We start from the raw sequence: 24,057 nt of genomic DNA on the forward strand, positions 1-24,057 counted from the left end.
GGAATGCTCCGAAATATGCATTCTTTAACTGTCAAACAAAGCTAATCGACACATTCAGAGAATTGCACGACGGCACACTGGCATTTCAAGGTAATAGGGCAATCGTCTTGAACCTAACTGAACCACTTCCCAAAGCACCAATCAAGCAGTGCTTAGAGCTAGCCTTAACTTATCAACAACGAAAACATCTACCGCTTCTTGGCGCGTAACTCTTACGCGCTGTCATTATATTTTTTAAACTGGTTATCTGTGTTCTAGCTATCACTCTTTAAAGCGCTAAGACTGTACCATCTTGATTAGTATCAAGAGGCTAGGGAATCTCTATAACCAACGCTGATTGTATTGCTTACCGTTTAAAAAGGTGTTCTAGTCACCTTGTATTTCAGACTTAAAAGGAAGTTGTATGAATTTAGATAAAGCCAAAAAACGTATCGCAAAGCAGGTTAAAAAAGGCGACCACGGATACCCAAAAATCACGTTAGCGTATTACGGGACGACCAAAGATCTCGCAACGGAAGTCGCGGTTCAATTTATGCTGGGTGAGGGCGATGGTGTTCAAGAAGAGCGTTTTTCTTGTGAAACCGAAATCCGAGATAATGAATTAGTTCAAACGACGTTACTCAAGATAATCGAGCGAGCAAATGTTAACTCAGTGATTGAAGTTGAAGGCGTGGCTGTTCTTTAGTTTGCTTTAGCCTGGAAACGAAGCCAACACGAGAACTCAGGTGTATAATCCACATTTTTATCAAATTGGGCAGGACACATGGCGATCTCGTTTGAAACTCAAAGACTAAAAGTAGAAGAAGTCGCAGGTGAACTTACTGTTCCTGAACGTTCGGCTCTGCTTGAGCGAGTACCTGGCATTCTAATCCCGTCAGTCGTTGAAAACCTTCCACCATACTTTCATGGTATTGTGTCAGGTGAGCTGGCTGAAATTTGGCTCGACCGAATGTTGTCGGAGAGCCGCTTACTTCAAGTGAAATCCAACGATAATCAATTAATTGGTTTTCTGTTCGCTTATGTAGAAGACGAAAGTGATGCTCATATTGGCTACTTGCTTGCAGAAGAATGCTGGGGCAAGGGTTTCGCGAGTGAGTTATTGCAGAGTTTCATCACAGAAGTCGCAAAAACCGAGTCATGGTCCACACTGATTGGCGGTGTCGACCGTTCAAACATAGCCTCTACACACTTACTTAATAAGCTAGGTTTTGTTGAGCAAGCCTCTGACGAAAGTGCCGTGGTTTTCTATGAATATAAGCTTTCTCGTCTTAACTCTTAATTCTTAACTCTGAGCTCTCAGCTCTTAATTTCTAATCCCTAACTCAAGCCACATCTGCGTTATACATTCATTGCCAATGTTTACGTCAATTGATAGGGAAGAAACCTTATTACACCATTCAACTGAGAACCGAGAGCAGCGAGTCTAGTTAACGTGGGCTAATTCGGCACTATGTGTTTCATTAGCGACTTTCCAATCGCCCCCTAAGGCTTTATAGAAAACAGGCTTTGTATCCACATTAGACCATACTGGTTTAGCGACCTCGACCATCTACCATTACGATGATTGTTTTAGAGATGATGCTGAGATCAGCGGCAATCCAAGACTTAACCGAACATAGGCTTAGTGCATAACTGTGGTCAAAACCTACTTTACGACGTACATCATCAATACAGGTGTCGTAACCTTGATTTACTTGTGCAAGCCCTGTAATACCAGGCATTACACCGTATGTGCGGTCGGCAAAGTAAGGAATTTCGTTCTCTAGTTTGGTGTAAAAAGTAGGGCGTTCAGGGCGCGGGCCAATTAGAGACATTTCACCTTTCAGTACATTGATCAGTTGTGGCAGTTCATCAAGACGTGTCTTTCTCAAAAAGCGGCCAACAGGCGTGATTCGTGGGTCATTCGCGGTAGCCCAAACTGCACCAGAGCGAGTTTCTGCATCCTCGTACATGCTACGGAATTTCATGATCTCAAAGATTTCCATTTTCTCCGGTGTCGATTTACCAACGCGCAATTGACGGTAGAAAATAGGGCCACGAGAAGTGAGTGCAATCGCCATCGCAATCAACGGAAATACGGGCGCTAGCAAAATCAAAGCAATCAGTGAGCTTACAAAATCGAAAGTACGTTTAGCACGTGAGATTTTGTATTGGTATAGGTTTTGGGTAGATAGCTGTTCGATGTTCATCATAATAAGTCCTTAATGATTTGCTCGTGTCCAAGGTGAGTTTTCTAGTCCGATTAGGTAACGAATGCCACCAATGAAGTTGGCGTAGTGTCCAACTATCAAATAAGAGATTAATGAAATAGGTTTGTTTACTAGACGCTTTGGCAAGATGCAGCCAAGGACGCCAATGGTATAAACGGCAACTTGAGCCCATAACAGCGCTTCAAATACCAAGTAGTTGCTAAGTAAGATTGAGCACACTAAGCACACAATCATTAAATATGGAGTGAGTAGGCGAAGTCCTTTTCCTGAAAAGAACGCAAACGCGATGCCTTTAAACTTCGGGCTGAACAAGGCAAATAATTGAATCGCTTGTTGCATGTTGCCCGCTGAAATACGAAGTCTTCTTTTGAAGTCTGTTTCTAGGTTCGATTCTTCTAGCTCTAATGCAACCATTTGGGTTTCGTATTCGGCGATGTAACCTTGTTTAACGATTTGCATCGGTAAGATGAAATCATCATTAATAGTGTTGAGTGGAAGCAGTTCAAACAGGTGTGTTCTAAACAAGTAGAAAGCGCCATGAGAACCCAAGCTAGAACCTAACGAAGCCTCAGACTCTTTAACCGCGGTTTGGTACTGCCAATACGTGTTTTCGCCTTCATTGCCTGTTGGACAAAGTTGATACGTTGCGTTTACCACTCCAACCTTGTCACTTTCAAAATGAGCGGCAGCTATAAGCAAAGCATCCAATGAAATAAGGGCAGAAACATCACTCATCGCCGTGATATCACTGGTTATACGTGTCACTTCTTCATTAACAACCGCGACTTTACCTCGGTTTACTTGATGGTCATGTATCTCAAAATAGACATCACTGCACATCGCTTCTTGTATGGTCATTTGTGCAATGGCGACTGTGTTATCAGTGCAACCATCGCAAGCGATAATGACTTCCAACTTCTTTTTTGGGTAATCGAGTGAAGCAAGGTTACGAATCTTGTCTGCGATCCACTGTTCTTCGTTAAATGCAGGAACAAGAACGGTGATGGTCGGCAACGTGCAATCTTGCTGTTCCTCTTTGTAGCAACGATGACTCTCTTCAACTTTGCGTGCGGGGTGGCTTTTCGCATACCAACGAAGTAACAAAGGGTAGGCTGCGTGATGATAGACAATCAACGCACCTGAAAACAAACAAAGTCCCGCAAGCAACCAATCAATCATGCGTAAGCTCCTTCTGATATATCGTTGTAAGACGAAACCATTTTGATGATGTCGAAGTTTTCGAGTACGTAGCGACGAGGTGACAAAAAGCGTTCATTTTGCTTTTCTAATAGCGCACTAGCTAACCCCACAATGCTGCCGCTTTTGACGAGGGCGCCGCTGACTGGACATAAGGTTTCATCGACGGCACCAACGTCCATTGCGACGGTTGGAATATTGCATGCTTGAGCTTCAAGTGTAGAAAGCGGCAGCCCTTCGTGGCGTGAAGGTAGGCAGAACGTATCCAACGCTCCGTAAAACGTGGTCATGTCTTCAACTAAGCCAAGAAAGATGACTCGGTCACTCAGATTCAAGCGGCTAGTCAGTTGCTCTAGTTGATTGCGTTTAGTACCGCCGCCAGCCAATGCGACAACCATGTTTGCAGGTAAAAGAGTCAGTGCTTTAATAAGTTGGTCTTGGCCTTTGACATGTTCTAGTCGACCTGCACAACCGATGATGTGTTTGTCTGTCGGCAGGTTTAGTTTTGCTCTCGCGTGTTCTTTCGACATTGGCTTAAACTTCTCACAATCAACGCCATTTTTGATGGTAATGATGTTCTCATAAGAAAAAGCAGTGCGTAGTTGGTTATAAACACGTGTCGCGTCGGCAACTAACGTTGGTTGAGCAGCTTTTAAAGCAAGCGCTTGTAATCGACGACGTTTGTTGTTGTTCAGATGCCAAGCGTCATGTTCGGTATGGATTCGAGTTGGAACCCCGGTTACGCGAGCGGCATAACCAGCGTATAACAGTGGGCCAATATGATGGGTATGAACCACATCAGGGCGAATCGCGTTGAAGGCTTTAATTAGCTTAATAATGATATTGAATTGTACGCCTGGTGCTTTATCCAAAAAGACGATTTGCTTTTTGTATGGCTCTAGCTTCGGCCAGTTGTTTATAGACTCTTGTTTAGTACCCTCTAAACTGACAATCAACACTTGGTCTGTTGGTTTAGCAAGGCGGAGCAAATCCAGAGTTAGGGTTTCTAATCCACCCGGTGCAAGGTGCTGAACAACGTGTATGATCTTTTTGCCATGCTTCGTTAAATGCGTATTCATAGTTTGGACCCTGCCTTTATAATTGTTGTTTCGCCTTTCTGACGTTTCTATTGAAGTAAATTCTTTAAAACGTTTAACTACACAAGGAGATTGCAGAAGTTGTGCCAACTAAATAATCTTTATTTTTCAGTTGTTTATGCCATTCAATTCCAGTGCGGTTTTCATTTCTCAAAATGGGAATCAAAACAAAATACAATTGAATGGCAGTTTGAATCATAGGGCTTGGGTAAATCGAAAGTAGCATTAGAACTTGGGGCTCTAAATAAACAAAACGCCAACCGAGTGTTGGCGTTTTGCTCTAGGATGCACGAAGCTAGGAAATTAGAAAGCTGTGAATCTAGCAAGTCAAAAATGGCTTTGAGGCTGACTAGCTCATTTTAGGGATCACCGTTATCACAGGGACACCCAAGATATCTTCGATTTCGTCTTTGCGTTTGATTGAAGAATCAAACAGTTCAAACAATACCGCTAAACCAATACCCAAACCGATACCTGCAACGAATCCAGCCAGAATAAAAACAAAAGTCGGCATGTTAGATTTGACACTCGGTGTGAAAGGCAAATCGATAATCTTCACACGTTTGTTTTGCTCGAATACACCAAGCGAACCCGTTAGTTGAGCCATTTCATAACGCTCTGTCAGTTCATCATATAGTTGACGTTTGATTTCAACTTGACGTTTAAGGCGGTACATCTCTTTTGCATTTTCGCCGAAGTTATTGGCCTTGTGTTCTAATTCGAAAATCATAGTTCGAAGGCTTTTGGTCTCTTCAGTTAAAGACTCAAAGCGAGCACGAACCAGCTGTAGGCTGTGTAATTGAGTGACCAGAAGAGGTTGGGTATCAGAAAGTTTGTTCAGTGTCGTACTACTTGCGATGTCCCAAAGCTGGTCGCTGTTCATCGTTGGCTGGGTTACCTCGAGCAAACTCTTACGTTCATTCTCTAGTCTGTCTAGCTCACGCACTTTAGCTTGCACAGCACTGTGCTTGTCCGTGTATTTAGCTTGTAACAAGGTAAGGTCGCTACGAATGTCGATGATCTGGTCTTCTAATTTACCGATCACAGGGTTGGTTCTTGAAAGTTGTTGGTCGATTGACCCTAAACTTTTTTCGACACCCGATAACTCGGCCTCTTTTTCTGCCAATGTTTGTTTGAGTGAAGCTAAGCGATTCAAACTTTGGCTCTGTACCTCAGGCGTCGAATGAACATTCTCATTCATGTATGCAGCTAGCGCTTCTTCTGCTTCTGCAAGCTCTGCGCTACGTTTGTCGATATGGATTTTCAAGAAGTTACTTGAATCTTCAATCGATGAACGTTCCGGTGCGAGTAACTGTTCAATGAAATGTTCACTTACCGAGCGCAGCGTCGCTTCCATTCCATTTGGTGTGTTCGACGTTAGACTTATCTTTAGAAAATCTTTTCCAAGCTGAGTCACCGTTAGACGTTGAGACAGGTCAGTAATGATCTCTTGTTTCTCAATTTCAGGCATATCTGGCGTGGTTAATTGCAGTTCATCAGCGACCGAGTAAAGCACATGTCGACTGTGAAGCAGTGTTCTTAATGCGTTAAGTCGATCTTTGAGCATCGTCGAAACGGCAATGTCTTCCAAGAATGGATTCATCTTGGCCGTTTCTTGAATCAACATACTGGTATGCGCGTCATATTTAGTTGGAGCCAACTTGCTCACACCAAAGCCTACAAAGGGCAAAATAAGCATTGGCAGAACGATAACGTAGCGTTGGCGCCACATCGCATTGATGATGACTAATAACCGCAATTTCAGATTATTCATAATAGCTCCAACATCCAATGTACAAAGTTACCACGGTTCTGCCAGCTCTCTTGTTCGACGACAGAGATAGGTGAGTTGCTTAGCTCGCGTGCATGATCAAGCGCCCAAATCATTTGGTTGGCACTGCCAACCGTGGTTACGTGCCCTTGATATGGAACCAAAGCAGGAAACGGTGTTGTGATAATGGGTGTGCCCGCCGCAAGGTATTCCATTAGTTTGAGTGGGCTACACGCTCGGATCTGCTCGTTATCAACAAACGGCAACAAGCTCACATCCCAGTGTTGAGAATAGCTTGGTAGCGTGTGGTGTGGACGAGGGCCAAGGTAATGTACGTTACTCAACTTAGGCAGCATGAGCGTATCAAGCTCGTTTGGACCTATGAAAACAAAGTCCCATTCCGGCATCGCATTCGCAACATGATCAATCATTTCATAATCAAGCCACTTAGAAAGGCTGCCATAAAAACCAGCAATAGGGCGGTGGTTGCTTGGTAAATCTTTTGCTCTTGGTGCGGGTGTTGAAAATAGGTCTACGTCGACACCATGTGGTAGCAAGTGCGCTTTATGCTTTGGAAATTTATCCATCAATTTTTTGCTAGCCGCGAATATAAGCGTTGATTTTTCGATTAGCTCTGATTCGTGCTGTGCAACGGTGTCATGATCAACACCAGCCAGCGCGCTAAAATCATCACCGCAGTAATAGACCACAGATGACTCGCCTAAGTGTCCGCACAAATCAACAGCGGTCGGAAGAGAAGTCCATAGGATAGGCGCGTTAAGATTAAGCTCTGCAATAACCGGTTTTAGTTGGTGCAACATCATTTGCTGAGCCAACTTTCTAGAAAATTTAGAAGCAGGCGCAGGGATTGTCTTTAAGTTAACGATAGTAATGTTGTCGTGTCCCTCAGAGTCGAGCATGTTTTGAGTTACGGCCTTGGTTTTACCAAACAACTTGTTGAACGCTCGGCTAACATCTTTGGCGGACAGCTTCGGTTGTCTTAAGCCAATTGAGTTGACCCATAAGACTTTGTGCTGCTTAGCAAGGTGACGAACTAAATGTTGAGTCGATGAAGGTAGGCCACCAAAGTCTTCACCAAATACGATTAAATCACGCATGGTCACCTCCATGAGTCTCTAACGAATCGAACATATCGGATTCTGTCACTTCAACGGGTTTGATGTGACCGACAACTCGAGCTGGGTTGCCACCTGCGATTGCGAAGGCAGGAATATTCTTTGTTACTACGCTGCCTGCGGCTATTACGGCACCTTCGCCGATGGTTACGCCACCTTTGACCGTCACATTCGTGCCCAACCAAACATCGGGTTCAAGAATGATGTCACCGATTTGCTGAGGGTCGTCACCTTCACCTAGCGCTCGGCGTTTTGCATCAAGCGGGTGTCCAGAGTATCCAAATAGAAAAGCGCCGCCTGCGATTCGTACGTTGTCAGAGATAACCACTTTACCTCCAACAGCGATAGTCGACTGCCAACCAATGTCGACGTTATTGCCAATCGACAATAGTGGGTGTTCCAAGCCTTCAAGTTGTTGAGTACAACCAGAGAATGTCGTGTGGCCAGAGATACGGCAGTTGTCGCCAATCGTAATTTGCACCGGACCGCTGACGAAAGGCAGTCCACCATACAAATACAGGCGTTTGCCACATTGAGCCACACGACCTTTGAAAGCCGGAGTCCAGTAGAAGAATCGCGTAAAGCCAGAAACCAGATTCACCACTAGCTTGTGCGCTTGATATAGACAGCGATTAAATAGTTTAGGGGTAGGTAGCTCTGCGCTTCTGATGTTTTTCAAAATGAAAAACACATTTCTAATTCGAGAATTAGGATGAAACTTAAGCCAATGTTTGAATTGATGTATAGATACTGACGTCATAATGAAAATCCTCTTTTTTGTTATATAGAAGTACTTTCATATATTGTGCCATCTAATAAATATAATATTTTCAATAGGTTAAAATGTGTCTTTTAGGTTTTCTCATTTTGACAGGCAGTTTGAGATACTTTTGAGACGCAAACTGTGAGTGCTGCAAGGATATAAATCGGCCAGTTGAAGCCTTGAGTCAAAAATGTACCCGACACGATTGTTCCAATCAGACCTGCATAGATCGCATAGGCGACCGCATTGAGTTCGGGGGCGATTTCTGTGGCCGAGTTTTTTAACCTCGTTAGCGTAGAGCGAGAGGTTTTGATCAAAGCAACGATAAGGCAGACAAAAATGATCAGACCAATAAAGCCTGTTTCTGCCAACACACCAAACCAGGTACTGTGAACGGCGTGATTCAGTCCGTCCCAATGCGAACTGTAAAAGAAGTAGTTCGAGAAGAAGTTGTTCAACCCTACGCCGGTCAGTGGATTCTCAACTGCCATCTTTATTGCTGCTTCCCAAGCATAGATTCGACCCATTGCAGATTCATCGATACCTTGTTCAGCGGCACCACCAGAAGATCTGTCTGAGATACCAGCAACTAAATAGAGCACCACGGCCGCGACAGTTCCCACTGAGATTAAGAGAACTTTAGAGCGCACTAGCTTCCACGCAAAAATACCAATCACCGCAATACACCCCAGTAGTCCGCCACGGCTTTGAGTGGCAATAATGGCGGCGAACAGTAACAGACAAACTAAGGCACTGATTAAACGTTTGGATCGTGAGATGCCAGTCGTGGTGGCTTGGCTTATTGTAAAGGCGAGTGGGAACATCAGTACCAGTGCTAGGTCGTTCGGGTCACCTAACATAGAGCCAAAATCGCGGCCAATAGTCACGCGTGAGCCCTCGACAAGCCCAATACCATTTACTGAGTTGTACACGGCAATAGAGCTGACTAAAGCGCCAGCGTAGATAATCGTCATCGCGGTTTTTGCGAGATTTTCCGTGGTGTTTACTAGCCAAGTAATCGCAAGCGTCATCACTATAATTTTCCAATAAACGCCCTTGAATTCTGCTAGTGCTATTGGCCTGTTGGACGCGAAGATAATACCAATGAAAACCAATACCCAAAATATGGCGAGCCAATTTAAACAAGGGTGCCAGAAGATTTTAAGTTCTTTACTGATTAATGCATGCCATAGAAGAGCCGACAGAGCGCCTAATGAAAGCATCAGCGGTATTTTTAGCGAATAGAGCTGAGGTATAGCTTCGTGAATTCGGAAAAATGAAAAGACAACGAACAGTAAAACTAACCAGAATGTTTTGTTTAACACGAATAACCCGGCCAATGGCACAAGAGCGAGCGCCACAATGACAGCAGGGTGAGGCACAAAGTACCAAACAACACCAAGCCCAACACACAAGGTGCTGATCGTGATGATGACTGGCAATCTATTGGCTTCAGGGTTGACCATTGTGACCTCTATTAGCAAATAAACTCTTTAGGACTCGGCTCGTAATCTTTTTAAGACGTAGTTACGCCTGATGTTAAAGATTGCAAAGTGAGTGCCAGTTATGCATTTTGTTTAACTTACTGATTTAATGTTGGATTATTAAGTGAGGGCGTAGCCTTGAGGTGAGTTTTGTCATTTTGAGAATCAGTATAAAACTGACTAAAGTACTTAAATCATCAAGCCCAAATAACCAGTTATCGACTAAGGCTAGAATTAACGGTCGAGTTGATAGATTTCCAACAACTGCGGGACAACGGCTTGTGGAGAGTATTGGTTTTTCACGGTTTCTATCGCGTGACTCTTGAGAGAGTCACGTTGCTCGTTCGTCAATGACATCCACAAAGATAAAAACTGTTCTAGCTCAGCTTCTGAATTTGCAAGGTAGCCGTTAACTTGATGCTCGATGAGTTGAGGCAAGTTACCAACTGAGGTGGCGAGAACGGGAATGCCACGAATCATGGCTTCTAATGCCGCCATAGGTAAGCCTTCAAAGCGAGAAGGGATGATTAACAGATCGATTTGGCTCCAGACGTCGTCCATATTGGTCTGATGCCCATGAAAGGTCACATTATCAGGCTGCGATTTAACTAAGATGTCCATTTCTGGCCCGTCACCAAAAAGCTCAAACCGAACATCAGGAAACTGTTTGGCTAATGCAACAAATCGATCAGGCGCTTTTTCATGGCTCAATCGCCCCACAAAACCAACATGGAATGGGCTTGATGAAGGGGAGCTTGTTAACCCGGTTGGCATTTTAACAAAGTTATTCAATTGATGGGTTTGACTCGGCACTTTCGCTTTAATCTTTTCACTGACCACGAGCGACTGATCAGAAAGAAAACTGCTGTAACGGTCGAGCCAATCATAAAGCCATACTTTGCCTGTTGGGGTTTCACCTGCGTGATAAGTGGTGATTTGCTTTGTGTTGTTGAAACGAGGCGGAAGCTTGATTAACTTGCTGACCAAACTGGCTTTGTAACCATGAGCATGGATAAGCCTTGGTTGATAATGTTGAACTGCACGTTTCAGCTGTGTCGCGCTATTGCCATTTGAATCTACAGAACATGAGGCTAAATCGGAGAGGTAACTAAAAGGGATGTTCAGCGCATTCAACTTTTCAACGATGATCGCTTCAGGATTAAACTTAGTCAAAAGAACGATACGAACAGCCTCTGAATACTGAGCGCTTTCCGATATCAGGCCTTGTGCTAATTCTAAAACATGCGTTTCTATGCCTCCAAAAGTTTGGCTGTCGATCAACAGCCAAATCTCATGAAGGTTTATGTCGAGTATACCTTGGTTAGGCTTGATTGTACTCATCTTCCGATTCCCAAGCCTGTTTCTTACGATAAACAGTAGAAGGGCTAAGTTCTAACAGCACAGCAGCGTTTAACACATTCCCATCGCAATGATTGATGGCATGTTGAATGGCTTCACGTTCTATTTGCCACATTGGACGAATAGCACCTTCGCTTGTGGTAAATGCAGGCGTCATCGGCTCGTTGTGAGCTTGAGCAACTGACGATTGTTCCAACTCTTCCGGAGTAATCGGTGGCAACTTAGCTTCTGGTGCTTCAACAACTGCAGGTTGAGGCGCAGTTACTCGAATTGGTGTCACTGATTTAGATGATGGAGCGGCATCTACTTTATTAATCGGAGGCGGTAACATGTCTTTAGTCACGCTCGTTTCATTGTTCAACACCACGATGTTACGGATGATGTTTTGCAACTGACGCACATTGCCTGGCCACGCATAACGTTTAAGTAGATTCTGCGTTTCTTTGTCTATTGATTTGAACTTCTTCTTGTCTTGCTTCGCGTACAGTTTCAAGAAGTGATTAGATAGGGTGACAATGTCACTTCCTCGTTCACGAAGCGGTGGCATTTCGATAGGCACAACGTGAACACGATAGTAAAGGTCTTCTCTAAAACGTCCTTCTTCTACTTCAACCAGTGGATCGCGGTTGGTCGCACAGATAATTCTGACATCCACTTTAATCTCGCGGTTGCCACCGAGTGGAGTAAACGTGCCAGTTTGCAAAAATCTGAGGAGCTTCTTCTGCATCTCCAGTTCCATTTCACAAAGCTCATCGAGAAATAGGGTACCGCCATGCGCTTGCATTGCTGCACCTTTACGGTCGGTTGTCGCACCGGTAAACGCACCTTTAACGTGACCGAAGATTTCACTCTCCATTAGGTCTCGAGGGATAGCGCCGCAGTTAATGGCCACGAAGGGTTTACCATTACGCTGACTCTCTTGGTGAATCGCTTCCGCACACACTTCTTTACCTGTACCACTTTCGCCGTTAATAAACACGCTGGCAGTGGTTGGTGCAACCGAATCAATGATCTTGTAAACCGCCTGCATGGGTAGGCAAGAGCCAATGAAATTATGAAAACGATCACGATCGAATTTGCTTTGCATGTTATCGACGAGGTTTTCGAGTTTCGCTCTTTTTAGATGCAAGCTAACAGAGGTCTTGAGTCGATCGGCTTGAATGGGTTTCTCTAAGAAGTCTTCTGCACCGCGTTGGATAAGGTCTACCGCGATGTTTACTGAACCATGCGCTGTCGCGATGATGACAGCGGTCGGTATTTCGTTAGCAGTAATCCAATCTAAGACTTCTTCGCCTGGCATGTCAGGAAGCTTAAGGTCGAGAATCACAAGCTGTGGAGAGTGCCTTTCAATGAAGGTCTTAGCTTCCGCGCCGGTTTCGACGTGGAAAATATCATAGGGCTCGTCTTTTACGTACTGCTTGTAGAGTACGGCGAGTGAGGTGGAGTCTTCAACTAACAATACCTTAGGGCGCATTGTGTATTCCTTTTGAAACTTTATCCTAACCAATCAATAACATAGTGATATGCAACCATCAATACGAGTCTTGTGTATTTGTTATCTACCACATGCAATCTTTTAAGAAGCGGCCTGTATAACTTCTCGCATTGCTGTTCATGATGGAGCCCATCTTATGGCGACTATATTAATAACGACTGTTTTGAGTTTTTAATCTGATACCGATAATGAACATGCAAAGCTAGCTGAAGCCTGCCTCTTTCCTTTCAAGCAAGGCTTTTATTGAACGCTCTGCGAGCTCTAGTAATTCATCAACTTGTCGAAATGCCGCATCATGACTCTGTTCTAAACATAGCTTTTCTAAAGCTCGAGCTAATTCACCCAAAGGGCGATTACCTAACGAAAGCGCTGTGCTGCCGAGAGTGTGGACCTCGAACTCAAGTGTTTGAGCGTCTTTCTGCGTGACTGCCTCTTTTATAGCGACCAAGCGTGTTTGTGATTCTTCGACATAATGGTCGATCAAGATAGGGATAATGTCCGCACTTGTATCGCGAATCATTTGCTCCAGAACGCTTTCATCGACAAGCTCGCTCACTTGTTGTGAGTTTAGATTTGTAGCTGCGTCTGACGCTAAAGTAGAATTCATCAAACTAAGTCCTTTTATTGAGCTTAATATCTGTTAATACTATTAAGTTTTAGTCATTTTCTAGAATAATTTCAACTGGTTGCCGTACAAATAGAGCATTTAATTGGCATCTCACTCATCTTGCTATTGGGTTTGTGACAAACCTAACGGACTGATTTTATTTTGTTTTCTCTTATGAAATATAAACTTAGGTGCCTATAAAGCCTAAGGTGCGGGTAGATCTCAGAAGAAAACGAGCCCGATACAAATAAAAAAGACCACTGCAGTGAAATAACAACAGTGGTCTTAGAGCGGGGTAGCAGTTTGGGCTAATCTAAATAGCGATAACGCAAATAGCGATAATTTAAACAGCCGAGCTTTAAATCACGAAAAGTAGGACTACGAAGCTTTATCAATCTTTGGCTTTGGGTCGGCTTCTACTTCTTCCTCGCTACTTTCTGAGAAGATATCAGCAACAGCGCTTCTCTCGAGTTCACCTTTTAGATTACCGTCTTCATCAACAACTGGAAGAGAGTAGTCACAAGACATAGTGTCCGGTAGCACTTCTTCAATCACCGCATCTGGTAAGATGGCAGGGACTTCTTCGTATATCTCATCACTAAAATCATGTACCGATGAATCTTCAACTGCGTCTTGTAGGCTCTCTTGTGTGACTAGGCCTTGATAGCCGTCATCCGTTACGTGATAAGCGTAATCGTTTTTCAGCATCTTCATCTGTGCCAGAGCACCTTCAATCGTTTCTGATGTGATTCGATACAGAGGAGGCTGCATAACGGTTTCAACGGTCAGTGCACGAGCACGGTTTACGTCTTTCACGAACGCTTCCACGTAATCATCGGCTGGATTTAGCAGAATCTCATGTGGTGTGCCTTGTTGTACTAACTCGCCGTCTTTCAAAATTGCGATTCTATCGCCTAGGCGGAGTGCTTCGTCCAGATCATGAGTGATGAAAACAATCGTCTTATGAAGCTTCTCTTGAAGTTCGATAAGCTGATCTTGCATTTCACTTCGAATCAAAGGGTCGAGTGCCGAAAAGGCTTCATCCATTAACAAGATTTCAGCGTTAGTACACAGAGCGCGAGAAAGGCCAACACGTTGTTGCTGACCACCTGAAAGTTGCGCAGGGTATTGCTTGCCGTAACCTTTCAAGCCCACGGTTTCTAACCATTCGTTGGCTTTTGCTAAACGGTCTTCTTTTTTGATGCCTTGTACTTCCAACCCGTACGCAACGTTTTCAACCACAGTGCGATGAGGCATTAAGCCAAAGCGTTGGAATACCATCGACATTTTATGACGACGGAACTCTTCTAGCTGTTTAGTGTTGAGGCTCATCACATCAATGCCTTCAACCATGATTTTACCTTGAGTCGGGTCAATCAAACGGTTGAAGTGGCGAATCAGCGTTGATTTACCCGAGCCAGAAAGCCCCATGATAACGAAGATTTCACCACGGTTAATCTCAAGGTTGATCTCTTTTAAACCAACGGTATGACCCGTATCCGCAAGAATCTGATCTTTGTGTTCGCCGTTTTGAACTCGGTTCATAACAGACATTGGTTTCGGTCCAAACACCTTGTACAGACCACTAATTTCAATCAATGGTTTAGTCATGCTTGAATCCTCCTAAATGCGCATTAGTTCTTCTTGCGTACGCCTGAGAAGCGCGGTCAAAAAGGATTGCGAGGGCAACGATGGCGAAACCATTCATCAAGCCTAATGTGAAGTACTGGTTAGTAATCGATTTGAGAACCGGTTGTCCTAGGCCTTTCACACCAATCATGGATGCGATAACAACCATAGACAGTGCCATCATGATGGTTTGGTTAATACCCGCCATGATCGTTGGCATTGCTAGAGGAAGTTGAACACCCCATAAGCGTTGCTTTTTGCTCGCACCGAAAGCGGTAGCGGCTTCAAGGACTTCTTTATCAACTAAGCGTATGCCTAGGTTAGTTAGACGAATTACAGGTGGGATCGCGTAGATAACCACGGCGATTAGCCCTGGAATCTTACCGATGCCCAGTAGCATTACCACTGGAATCAAATAAACGAACGCAGGCATGGTTTGCATGATATCGAGCATCGGCGTAACAATTGACTGAGCTCGATTTGAACGAGCCATCGCAATACCAATCGGAATGCCCAAGAATATTGAAACCAAGGTACATACAGTGATGATACTGAGCGTCCGCATGGTGTCTTCCCACATTCCAAAGTAACCAATGAGAAGTAGAGAAGCAATACAGCCTAGAGCCAGTTTCCAAGAACGGCTTGCTGCGTAGACAAGGCTGGTACACACAGCCAGGACTATAATCCAAGGTGTTGAGATAAGGAGTTTTTCAAACCAAACGAGGAATGAAAGAAGAGGGTCAAAGAGAGATTCAATCATTTCGCCGTATTCACGGGAAAATTCACGGTATGCGCCATCTAGCGTCTTTTTTATGGTTCGTAAATCACCGCGTTCCATCTCTGGAAAGCTTGATAACCAATTGCTGTCAGCCATTTTATATCCTTATAGTTCGGAGCCACTTGTCCATGCGATAAGAAAATCGCTAATGAAAAGGGCTCCGAATCATGAATAACATCAAGTATAGCGACGTTATTTCTGTTTTATTGTTGAAGCGTAATTACTTGTTATTAAATCAAGCTCTTACAGCTCTGCTTCAACTTTCTTAGCCACTTCTTCAGAAACCCATGGGTGCCATACTTCTGGGAATTCACTTAAGAAATGCAGACTCGCTTCTTCGCCATCAGCTTGGTTGTCTTCCATCCAAGCAAGTAGCGAGTTCATTTTGTCGTTCGTGAAACCACGTTTAGTAAAGTAGTCGTATGCTTCAGGAGCACGTGACGCAAAACTTTCAGTGGTAATCGTGTGAACAGGTGAAGGCGGGTACATGGTCGCTTTTGGCGATTCACAATCTTCTTTAGTGGTACAGTTAAGGAACTCTTCCTCATTAACGCCACTGCCAAAGTCGACTTTAACCATGTCGTATTTACCTAGCACAGCCGTCGGTGCCCAGTAGTAACCAAACCAAGCTTCTTCACGTTCATAAGCTTTTGCGATAGAGCCAGATAAGCCGGCACTCGAGCCTGGATCAACAATCGTGAAACCGCTGTTTTCTAGCTCAAGAGCATTAAACAGGTTTCCGGCGCTGATCTGACAGTTCCAGCCTGCAGGGCAGCTGTAGAATGCAGATGTATCTGGGTCTTCAGGGTGTTTAAATAAGCTTGCGTTTTTGCGTACGCCTTCGATGGTTGCCATTTCAGGGTACTGTTTTACTAGGTAAGCTGGAACCCAAAAGCCTTCTTCGCCGCCGTTCACAAGTGCTTTACCTGCGTAGCGAAGACGTTTTTCTTCAACACCTTTATCTAATGCGTCTTTTAAGCTGTTGCTCCAAAGTTCAGGTGCAACATCAGGCTGGCCTTTTTCGATCATAGACGTGCCTGTTGGCATAGTGTCGCCAGGGATAAGTTCAGCATCACACCCATAACCATGTTCAAGGATGAATTGGTCGATATTGGCGATCAGTGTTGCAGAGTTCCAGTTCATATCTGCGATTGTTACGCTGCCACATTCTCCAGCGTTAGCATTACCGCTGGCTGCTGCTACTAACAAAAATACGGAGCTTAACTTGTATTTCATATTGAGTTTCCTTTCTCTTTAATAATACAACTAAGGTAACCAAGGTAAATTGATTATCTAAATTGCTCGATGGTGATCCTTTCCGTGTATTTGAACCATTTGAGCAGAAGGAGGGATGGGTGAAGTTTGAATAGATAAACGTGCAAAGTCAGTGAAGTGTGATTTGCCAATTCATCCACTGTGTTTCAACAGCCATCGGATAACTTTGTCAAACTATTACAAATTCGTCAAAAACCACCTCTATTTATAATCTTAGGGAATAATCGTACGAATTCCATCTTTGATGCGATTTACATGGCACTTTAACCGTCTGTGTCACATTACCGCTAAAGTTAGGCGTGGGGCTGTTGATTTTTGAAGGGATTTAAAGGGGGTAAGACCATGATTGATGTGTGTGAAATGCGTTGAATGGTTTTTAAAATCTTATTTTTAATAATAACTTCGCCAAAAATACCCAATTTGGTTTTGAGTTATTCAGAGCTTTTGGAGCTTGAAGTCTAATAGGATAGGTAGCTGTCATGGTTTAATGACAGCCAGAAAGTAGCAAAAGAAAGTTACATCGGAAGGTTCAAAAACTCATTTTGATACAGCTTGTTTGCCAAGCTATCGCGAAGCTTAGCGGGGATGAATTTCATTCGATTGATTTGTCTGACCAACTCTTGTGCAAAGCTAGGCTTTTGTTTCATGTTCATCACGCAGCCCATTAGGTTGATACTTTGTGCATCAAGCAGCTTTTTCGCTTGTTCTAGGTGGTGACTCGACGTTTCACCATAGGCGACAACCATTAGTGTGCTGTCACAAGCACTCGCCACAGACTGCGCCGGAATGTTGCCTTTGTTTATGTTGAGAAGCGGTGAGGTATCAATGATGACTCTGTCGTATTTTTCTAACCATTTGTTGACCACTTTTTGTAACGTTGTCGGATCTTTATAAGCCAATTGCGTTGAAGCAACTTGTGGAGCAGGGACACCGATAAACGTACGCTGAGATTCAACATGTTCAATCAATTGACCTTGCTGATTATCTTCTAGCATATTCAAATCTTTGAAAGCAGGGTTGAATAAGTTGAGATCAACATAAAGCGTTGAATGACCCGCAAGAAGAAAACGCTCGGCTAATGCAGTTGCAATAGATGTTACACCGTCACCTGAATGGCAAGCGGTGACGCATATTGATTTTTGGCCGTTAAGTTCAGAAGCTAAATACAGTTGCTCGACTTCGGCATGGGTCGCTGAAATAGTCATTATAAAGCTCCTATTAATACGATGGTGGTGGTGATACGCAGTATGTCATCAAGTCCGACGCGTGCTTTTTCAATAAAGCTTTCGCGACGGTCTGGGATGTAAATCGTGTCACCAGCGCGTAGCACCGGCAAGTTGTAAATGTTCGCCGTTTTGCTGAATTCAACAAGGTCAAAAGTACGAGCCTGACCTTGGCAGCAAGACATATTGACGATGGTAATTTTTTCGACATAAGCATTGTCGGTAGGTCCTGCTGCTTCTGCCAGAATATCTAGAATGGTCATGTTGTCGTTGAACACATAACGCCCCGGATTGTTAATCGCACCAAGCACACGAACGGTTTCTTCTTTCGGTGTATCTAACCAGTTTTTGCCTTTCTCTGGGATGTAAATCGTGTCGCCAGTGGTTACGTTTGGCAGTAACGATTCGTCACCGGTTTCGAAGTACAGTGATAAGTTAAGTTTGCTTACTTGCGAATAGGTTTTGTCACGATGCGTTACTCGAACGTTGTGGATGTCGGCATCCTTTGTTGGACCGTCAGCCGCAGACAAGATATCAAGGAAGTGCATGTCTTTGGTGAAGCGGTAACGACCGGGTGCATTCACTTGTCCAAAGATGTAGATCGAAGCATCAGAGCTTTGACGAACCCATTGTGATTTATTGTCTGAAGGATCTTGTGGCAAGTCGTGAACACGCACGATAGAGCCCGCTCGAATTTGTGGCATTTGGTCACGTGGCGCACCATTTCGAATAAAATCATCAAGGTTAAACACAACTAGCTTTCTACCAGTAACAACTTCGATTTTCGATGTGTCAGCGCGTAGCGTAGGGCCACCGACGTGTGCCAATAATCCCATGAAATTCATTTCATCTGACCATTCAATACGACCAGGTCGATTCACCTCACCAATCACGTTAACTGCTCTGTCTGGCGTGATTTTCAACCAAGACTTCTCGTTCATGTCGGTTTTCTCGGGAACGAAAATCGCGTCACCAGCTTTGATGCTAGGAGGGTTAGAGTTAGGTAAGCCTTCAGTGTAAGCCGCTAAATCGAATTTAAGCACTCTGCCATCTGCTTTGATAACACGGATTTGTCGTGACTCTGCAAATCGAGTTGGGCCGCCCGCATTCGCCAAGATATCCATAAAGGTCGCGTCTCTTTTGCCTTCAAAAGCACCAGGGGCTGCGACTTCGCCCATTACGTAAACCATGTTGGCGCCGGATTTGATCTCTTCTTCTTGCTTGGGAACGAAAATGGTCGCACCCGGGCGTAAAATTGGAAGCAGACTTTCGTCACCAGAATCTAAGTAACGTTTTAGGTTGAATAGCGTTGGGGTGTTGTTCGAAATCACTCGGATTTGCTCAACACTGGCATAACGAGTTACGCCGCCCGAACGCATAAGTACGTCGACAAGGTCGGTGTTCTCTTTGTAAGTGAACGAACCCGGCGCGTTCACCTCACCAAACACTTTGATGGAGTTACGAGAATCAGCACTGTCACCTGAGTTAGCAAGCTTTGCTGCGTCAAACTCTTGCTCGATGTTACCGACTAATGGAGAAGCTGGAACGAATAGTGAATCCAGTGATTGAAGAGTAGGTAATGCTGACTCGTCTCCTGAATCAAGGAATCGTTTGTAGTTAAACTCTTTCTTATCTGCGCCTCGCTTAAGAATCAGCTTATCCAGTTGCGCGCCCGGGCGTAAACCACCCGCAGCGTAAAGTGCCATTTGGATGCTAGAACCTAATGAGAGCGTGTATTCGCCAGGCTGTTCTACATAACCTTGCACGTAGATGATGATTTGCTGCTCTTTAACATACACTGAAGCGTTCGAAAGATCTTTGTAAGCGGTTGCCAGCGACTCTAGAACGACTTTGTTAAGCTGTTCGCTGTCGTAACCCGCAACAAACACAGCGCCTACTTCTGGAAGAGTAATACGGCCACGCTTATCCACTTGGAACCCCGTGTTTAAGGTACTTTCACCGGGTACGTTAACTTGGATTAGATCACCGACTTGAACCGCGTCTGAAAACTCATCGTTAGCATTGACGACATTCGCAAAGCATAACGATAGGGTGATGATAAAAGCGATCAAGGATTTCATAATCCACCTCCCATTTTCTCGGCATTCTTAGGCGAGACAATTTCAATACTTACTCGGCGGTTCGTTAAACGCGTGCCGTCGGATTCACCTTCAAAAAGAGGGACGGTTTCGCCAACAGAGACGGCTTTGATTCGTTGAGCGCCTAGTCCAAAAATAGTCAGGTAGCGTTCGACTTGTTTCGCTCGTCCAAGTGCTAACTTGTCGTTGTATTCTTCGGCACCCGTTGCATCAGCATGGCCGGTAACAACAAGGTCTAGGGATTTGTGTTCTTTAAGTAAAGTGGTCGCCTCGGCCAGTCTTCCCATATATTTAGGATTTACTTCAGTCGAGTTTTCCGCAAATTGGTTGTCAACATTAAGCAGGTCATACAACTGTTCAATAACCGACAGTTGCATTCTAAATTGATTTTCATTTTTTGGTGGCTCACAGCGGGCTTGTGAAGTTACGTAATCCAGTTGGACCTCAAGTTCATTTAGGCGTTTTCTTTGGATCACTAAGTCGTTGGCTGCATCCAGTAGTAGACCACCTTGAAGTTCGCGAGCAATACGATTTTGCTTTTCGATTGCTTGAACAACAGCAGCGGGGAAACACCAACGAGCACCTTCTTGAATCAAAGCATCAAGGTGCAATTTAGCGAGCTGCCAATCAAAGCGTAATCCATGTTCCGGACCAAGAGGCTCGTCTGGCATGACAGGAGAGAAGTCTGAGTTTTGATAGTTAATAGAATCGTAACTTTCAGCCAAACCCCCTGTGCCTTGTTCAGGATAGCTAGTACAGCCACCCAGAACGAGAGCGGACAGAGAAAGGGCTATGTAGTTTTTCAGTATTTTCATGCCAACGTCCTATGTTTCTAATTTTTCTTATTATTTTTTGTTACTTCTAGCTTAGTGGGTCTTCATGAATTTGCAGGATTTTTTGAATTTACTGGGATAGCGTGGCCAATACGCAGCAAGTTCATAATTTCAAGAGGTTGACCCGTCACATTTTCAAGTCGCATGTTGCGCTCGCGTTCAGTCAGACGTTTGAACATATAAACAATCGCGCCAACACCAGATGAATCTAAAAACTCAACCTGACTAAAATCAACTTCGATTTCAGGGTGACCATCGTTAGAAATCACATCATCGATGTCGGTTTGTGCATCACGACTGCCTGCTGCATCCAGATCACCGAAAATAGAAAGTGTCAGTGTCGTTGTGTTTAAATCAATCTTACGTAGTTCCATAGCGATATCTCCTTTTCAGTATGTATGGACAATTGCACTGAATGTGCCAACTTTTATGTTGTTATTTTTCAATGGCTTATATTTATCGTGAATTCCCATCTCAAATTGAGAAAAGGCATTTCTCAATTTGAGAACTAAAAACGGCGGATCATATGAGAGCCATAAGTCATTAATTTAATGAATAGATGCAAGGGTTAGATAAGGTTGATGAGTGGATCGCATCTTCTAGCAAAGATTGTCTAACTGCGTGTTAGAGCACTTACGATTAAAAGCATTTGTTGACCACTACAGTTATTAATACGGAGAAGATGATGAGATTAACCAAACTGGCTTTAGCCACTCTATGGGTGTGTTCGCTTTCATCTCATTCATCCTATTTACCTCCGGACTATTTGGTGCTTGCAAACTCCTACCAGCAAGGCATAGATGTTTCTGAATACTGGAAGAGTGAAAAACTTGATGGGATTCGGGCTCTATGGGATGGACAACATCTTTATACACGCAATGGTAATCGTATTTACTCACCGAAGTGGTTTACGGAAAACTTACCTAAGGTCCATCTCGAAGGAGAGTTGTGGGCAGGAAGGGGCAAGTTCCACCTTGTTCAATCTACCGTTCTCGACCATACGCCGAGTGACACAGCATGGCGCCAAATCGATTTCATGCTGTTTGATATGCCCGGCGCTGCGGGAGATTATCAAAAGCGCTATTACAACATTTTGCATTGGGTAAGGGTGATTGGAGAATCTCATGTCAGGTACATAGAACATGTACCAATTCACAGTGAAGAGGCTTTGTTTCATCAACTTGATAATGTCGATGAGCGTAATGGCGAAGGTTTGATGCTTAGAAAAATCACCAGTCGTTATCAAGCAGGCCGAAGTAATGACCTGTTAAAGCTCAAAAGGCATCACGATGCCGAAGCTACAGTTATTGGATACAAGAGTGGGACAGGGAAGTATAAAGGGATGATGGGTTCAATTTTGGTTCACACAGAAGAGGGTGTGGAATTTTATATCGGCAGCGGATTCAGTGACCAGATGAGACTCGCACCGCCAGAGATCGGCAGCCGTATTACCTTTCGCTACAATGGTTTTACTCAAAACGGAAAACCCAAGTTTGCGCGCTTTGTTCGAGAGAAGAGTGAATACTAAGCCAGATGCGATCTACCTGACCATTAAACGAAAAAGAGCCCTGAAAATCAGAGCTCTTTTTTTTATTCGAAATCAGATAGACCGACTTAGCGAGTACGAATCTAGCGAGAACTAAATTCTAACTGAACGTCATCGTCCTGCTTGTGCATCCAGTGTAGACGCATACCCAGCATAATCGCGGCTGACGTTAGACCGACGATGAAACCAATCCAGAAGCCGTGCGCACCCATAGGGTCAACAATCCAATCTTTCATTCCTAAGATGTAGCCGATAGGAAGGCCAAGCAACCAGTAAGCAACGAAGGTAATGTTGAAGATTGAACGCATGTCTTTGTAGCCACGCAGAGCACCTGCAGCGATAACTTGGATGGCATCAGTACATTGATAAACCGCCGCGAACAACAGCAACTGCATTGCAACGGTAATTACCGCAGTGTTCTCTGTGTAAAGTAATGCAACCTGTTCTCTGAACAGGACAGTTAACGCCGCTGTCATTAAGGCTGTCACTAAACCAACAATGATACCTACGTGTGTCGCGATCTTAGCGCCTTCGGTGTTGTTTTCGCCCAACTTATGCCCAACACGAATACTCACGGCTGCACCGATACTCATTGGAATCATGAAGACCAGCGAAGAGAAGTTGATCGCGACTTGGTGCGCGGCAACAATCAACGAGCCAAGTGGGGCAACCAACAAGGAAACAACCGCAAACAAGGTTACCTCGAAGAAGATAGCGGCTGCGACAGGGAAACCAAGTCTAAACAGGCGAATTTGAGCTTTAAGTTGCGGCTTATGGAACGTACCGAAGATGTTGATTTTCGATAACCGTTTTGAAGTTAAAACGTAAGCGAATAGCAGTGCAAACATCACCCAGTATACGATAGCCGTTGCAACGCCACAGCCAACACCACCCAATGCAGGAGCACCAAGTTTTCCGTATACGAACATCCAGTTAAGCGGGATGTTTAATAACAAGCCAATAAAACCAATCACCATTGCAGGCTTGGTTAAAGACATACCATCGGTAAAACTTCGCAATGTTTGGAACAACAAGAAAGCGGGTACAGCAAACATCACCGCATTCATATAGCCGATGGTCTTTTCCGCCATGAGTTGTTCAATGTCCATCCACTCCAATATCAATTGTGTTTGAAAAAGCACACCAATGATTGGAAGGGAGATGACGAGCGCTAAAAATGCGCCTTGTTGAATTTCAAATGGAATTTTTACTTGTCGACCAGAACCATTCAGTTGTGCAACGACAGGAACCAACGCCATCAATAGACCAACACCAAATAGGATTGATGGTAACCAGATACTTGCTGCAATCGAAACCGCCGCCATATCGATAGCACTTACGCCACCGGCCATTACGGTATCAACAAAACCCATTCCAGTTTGTGCAACGGATGCGATCAATACTGGGGTCGCAAGTTTGATTAGATTCGAGGATTCTTCTTTGTAACGATGCACAAACAACTCCAAATAAGAGGGAAAATTAGAATAATAGTGTAGGAAAGGACATTCTGAAGGAATCAGAGACAATGATCTTAAGCTTCCACTGGACGAATCAT

The 24,057-nt window shown here is 44.2% G+C and carries 21 protein-coding genes and 1 pseudogene; 4 read left to right on the top strand and 18 right to left on the bottom strand.

Annotated elements, in window-relative coordinates:
- The 3 genes and pseudogenes from AB4209_RS11350 to AB4209_RS11360 all read left to right on the top strand — a co-directional run.
- Positions 1-209, top strand: a pseudogene (locus AB4209_RS11350) (DUF1801 domain-containing protein); the annotation flags it as partial.
- A gap of 194 nt (positions 210-403) precedes the next feature.
- Positions 404-685: a hypothetical protein gene (locus AB4209_RS11355; protein WP_017059577.1), complete on the top strand. Its 282-nt coding sequence runs from the start codon at positions 404-406 to the stop codon at positions 683-685.
- Between the two features lie 78 nt (positions 686-763).
- Positions 764-1,279, top strand: a complete 516-nt coding sequence (locus AB4209_RS11360; protein WP_102333317.1) for a GNAT family N-acetyltransferase — start codon at positions 764-766, stop codon at positions 1,277-1,279.
- A 253-nt stretch (positions 1,280-1,532) separates the two neighbouring features.
- On the opposite strand, the gene AB4209_RS11365 is transcribed toward AB4209_RS11360, so the two are convergent.
- From AB4209_RS11365 to AB4209_RS11445, 17 genes are all read right to left on the bottom strand, one after another.
- Entirely contained in the window at positions 1,533-2,192 is a 660-nt protein-coding gene (locus AB4209_RS11365; protein WP_017063903.1) for a sugar transferase, read from the bottom strand.
- A 9-nt stretch (positions 2,193-2,201) separates the two neighbouring features.
- Positions 2,202-3,389: a glycosyltransferase family 2 protein gene (locus AB4209_RS11370; RefSeq protein WP_372055908.1), complete on the bottom strand. Its 1,188-nt coding sequence runs from the start codon at positions 3,387-3,389 to the stop codon at positions 2,202-2,204.
- Positions 3,386-4,486 carry a glycosyltransferase gene (locus AB4209_RS11375; protein ID WP_017070860.1) on the bottom strand — a complete coding sequence of 367 codons (1,101 nt, stop codon included), beginning with the start codon at positions 4,484-4,486 and terminating at the stop codon, positions 3,386-3,388. The genes AB4209_RS11370 and AB4209_RS11375 overlap by 4 nt, the downstream gene beginning before the upstream one ends.
- Before the next feature lie 367 nt (positions 4,487-4,853).
- A complete protein-coding gene (locus AB4209_RS11380; protein ID WP_017063900.1) occupies positions 4,854-6,278 on the bottom strand; it encodes a Wzz/FepE/Etk N-terminal domain-containing protein in 1,425 nt (474 codons plus the stop codon).
- Positions 6,275-7,393, bottom strand: coding sequence for a glycosyltransferase (locus AB4209_RS11385; protein ID WP_017059584.1), 1,119 nt, complete (start codon positions 7,391-7,393; stop codon positions 6,275-6,277). Before AB4209_RS11385 ends, AB4209_RS11380 begins: the two co-directional genes overlap by 4 nt.
- Positions 7,386-8,171, bottom strand: a complete 786-nt coding sequence (locus tag AB4209_RS11390) for a DapH/DapD/GlmU-related protein (protein ID WP_017059585.1) — start codon at positions 8,169-8,171, stop codon at positions 7,386-7,388. The genes AB4209_RS11385 and AB4209_RS11390 overlap by 8 nt, the downstream gene beginning before the upstream one ends.
- Positions 8,172-8,263: 92 nt before the next feature.
- Positions 8,264-9,640: an O-antigen ligase family protein gene (locus AB4209_RS11395; protein WP_372055910.1), complete on the bottom strand. Its 1,377-nt coding sequence runs from the start codon at positions 9,638-9,640 to the stop codon at positions 8,264-8,266.
- Between the two features lie 252 nt (positions 9,641-9,892).
- Complete coding sequence (locus AB4209_RS11400; RefSeq protein ID WP_102320216.1) at positions 9,893-10,999, bottom strand: glycosyltransferase family 4 protein; 1,107 nt, start codon at positions 10,997-10,999, stop codon at positions 9,893-9,895.
- Positions 10,980-12,491, bottom strand: coding sequence for a sigma-54 dependent transcriptional regulator (locus AB4209_RS11405; RefSeq protein WP_017059588.1), 1,512 nt, complete (start codon positions 12,489-12,491; stop codon positions 10,980-10,982). Before AB4209_RS11405 ends, AB4209_RS11400 begins: the two co-directional genes overlap by 20 nt.
- A 223-nt stretch (positions 12,492-12,714) precedes the next feature.
- Positions 12,715-13,119, bottom strand: coding sequence for an Hpt domain-containing protein (locus tag AB4209_RS11410; RefSeq protein WP_017059589.1), 405 nt, complete (start codon positions 13,117-13,119; stop codon positions 12,715-12,717).
- Between the two features lie 378 nt (positions 13,120-13,497).
- The gene (locus AB4209_RS11415) at positions 13,498-14,730 is read right to left on the bottom strand and encodes a glycine betaine/L-proline ABC transporter ATP-binding protein (RefSeq protein WP_017059590.1); all 1,233 of its coding nucleotides are present in this window, start codon (positions 14,728-14,730) and stop codon (positions 13,498-13,500) included.
- Positions 14,723-15,622, bottom strand: coding sequence for an ABC transporter permease (locus AB4209_RS11420; protein ID WP_372055912.1), 900 nt, complete (start codon positions 15,620-15,622; stop codon positions 14,723-14,725). Before AB4209_RS11420 ends, AB4209_RS11415 begins: the two co-directional genes overlap by 8 nt.
- A 147-nt stretch (positions 15,623-15,769) precedes the next feature.
- A complete protein-coding gene (locus AB4209_RS11425) occupies positions 15,770-16,762 on the bottom strand; it encodes an ABC transporter substrate-binding protein (protein WP_017063893.1) in 993 nt (330 codons plus the stop codon).
- A gap of 554 nt (positions 16,763-17,316) precedes the next feature.
- Complete coding sequence (locus AB4209_RS11430; protein ID WP_050052521.1) at positions 17,317-18,006, bottom strand: tyrosine-protein kinase family protein; 690 nt, start codon at positions 18,004-18,006, stop codon at positions 17,317-17,319.
- Complete coding sequence (locus AB4209_RS11435) at positions 18,006-20,105, bottom strand: SLBB domain-containing protein (RefSeq protein ID WP_017067079.1); 2,100 nt, start codon at positions 20,103-20,105, stop codon at positions 18,006-18,008. Before AB4209_RS11435 ends, AB4209_RS11430 begins: the two co-directional genes overlap by 1 nt.
- The gene (locus AB4209_RS11440) at positions 20,102-20,938 is read right to left on the bottom strand and encodes an OmpA family protein (RefSeq protein ID WP_017067078.1); all 837 of its coding nucleotides are present in this window, start codon (positions 20,936-20,938) and stop codon (positions 20,102-20,104) included. The genes AB4209_RS11435 and AB4209_RS11440 overlap by 4 nt, the downstream gene beginning before the upstream one ends.
- 62 nt (positions 20,939-21,000) lie before the next feature.
- Positions 21,001-21,330: an STAS domain-containing protein gene (locus AB4209_RS11445; protein ID WP_050621341.1), complete on the bottom strand. Its 330-nt coding sequence runs from the start codon at positions 21,328-21,330 to the stop codon at positions 21,001-21,003.
- A 311-nt stretch (positions 21,331-21,641) separates the two neighbouring features.
- Between AB4209_RS11445 and AB4209_RS11450 the strand changes: the two genes are divergently transcribed.
- Entirely contained in the window at positions 21,642-22,484 is an 843-nt protein-coding gene (locus AB4209_RS11450; RefSeq protein ID WP_372055915.1) for a DNA ligase, read from the top strand.
- Between the two features lie 101 nt (positions 22,485-22,585).
- On the opposite strand, the gene AB4209_RS11455 is transcribed toward AB4209_RS11450, so the two are convergent.
- Positions 22,586-23,956, bottom strand: coding sequence for an MATE family efflux transporter (locus tag AB4209_RS11455; RefSeq protein ID WP_372055917.1), 1,371 nt, complete (start codon positions 23,954-23,956; stop codon positions 22,586-22,588).
- Positions 23,957-24,057 lie beyond the last annotated feature (101 nt).

Origin of the sequence: Vibrio sp. 10N.286.48.C11 (assembly GCF_041469805.1) — a bacterium.
In the GTDB taxonomy this organism is placed as follows: Bacteria; Pseudomonadota; Gammaproteobacteria; order Enterobacterales; family Vibrionaceae; genus Vibrio; species Vibrio crassostreae_C.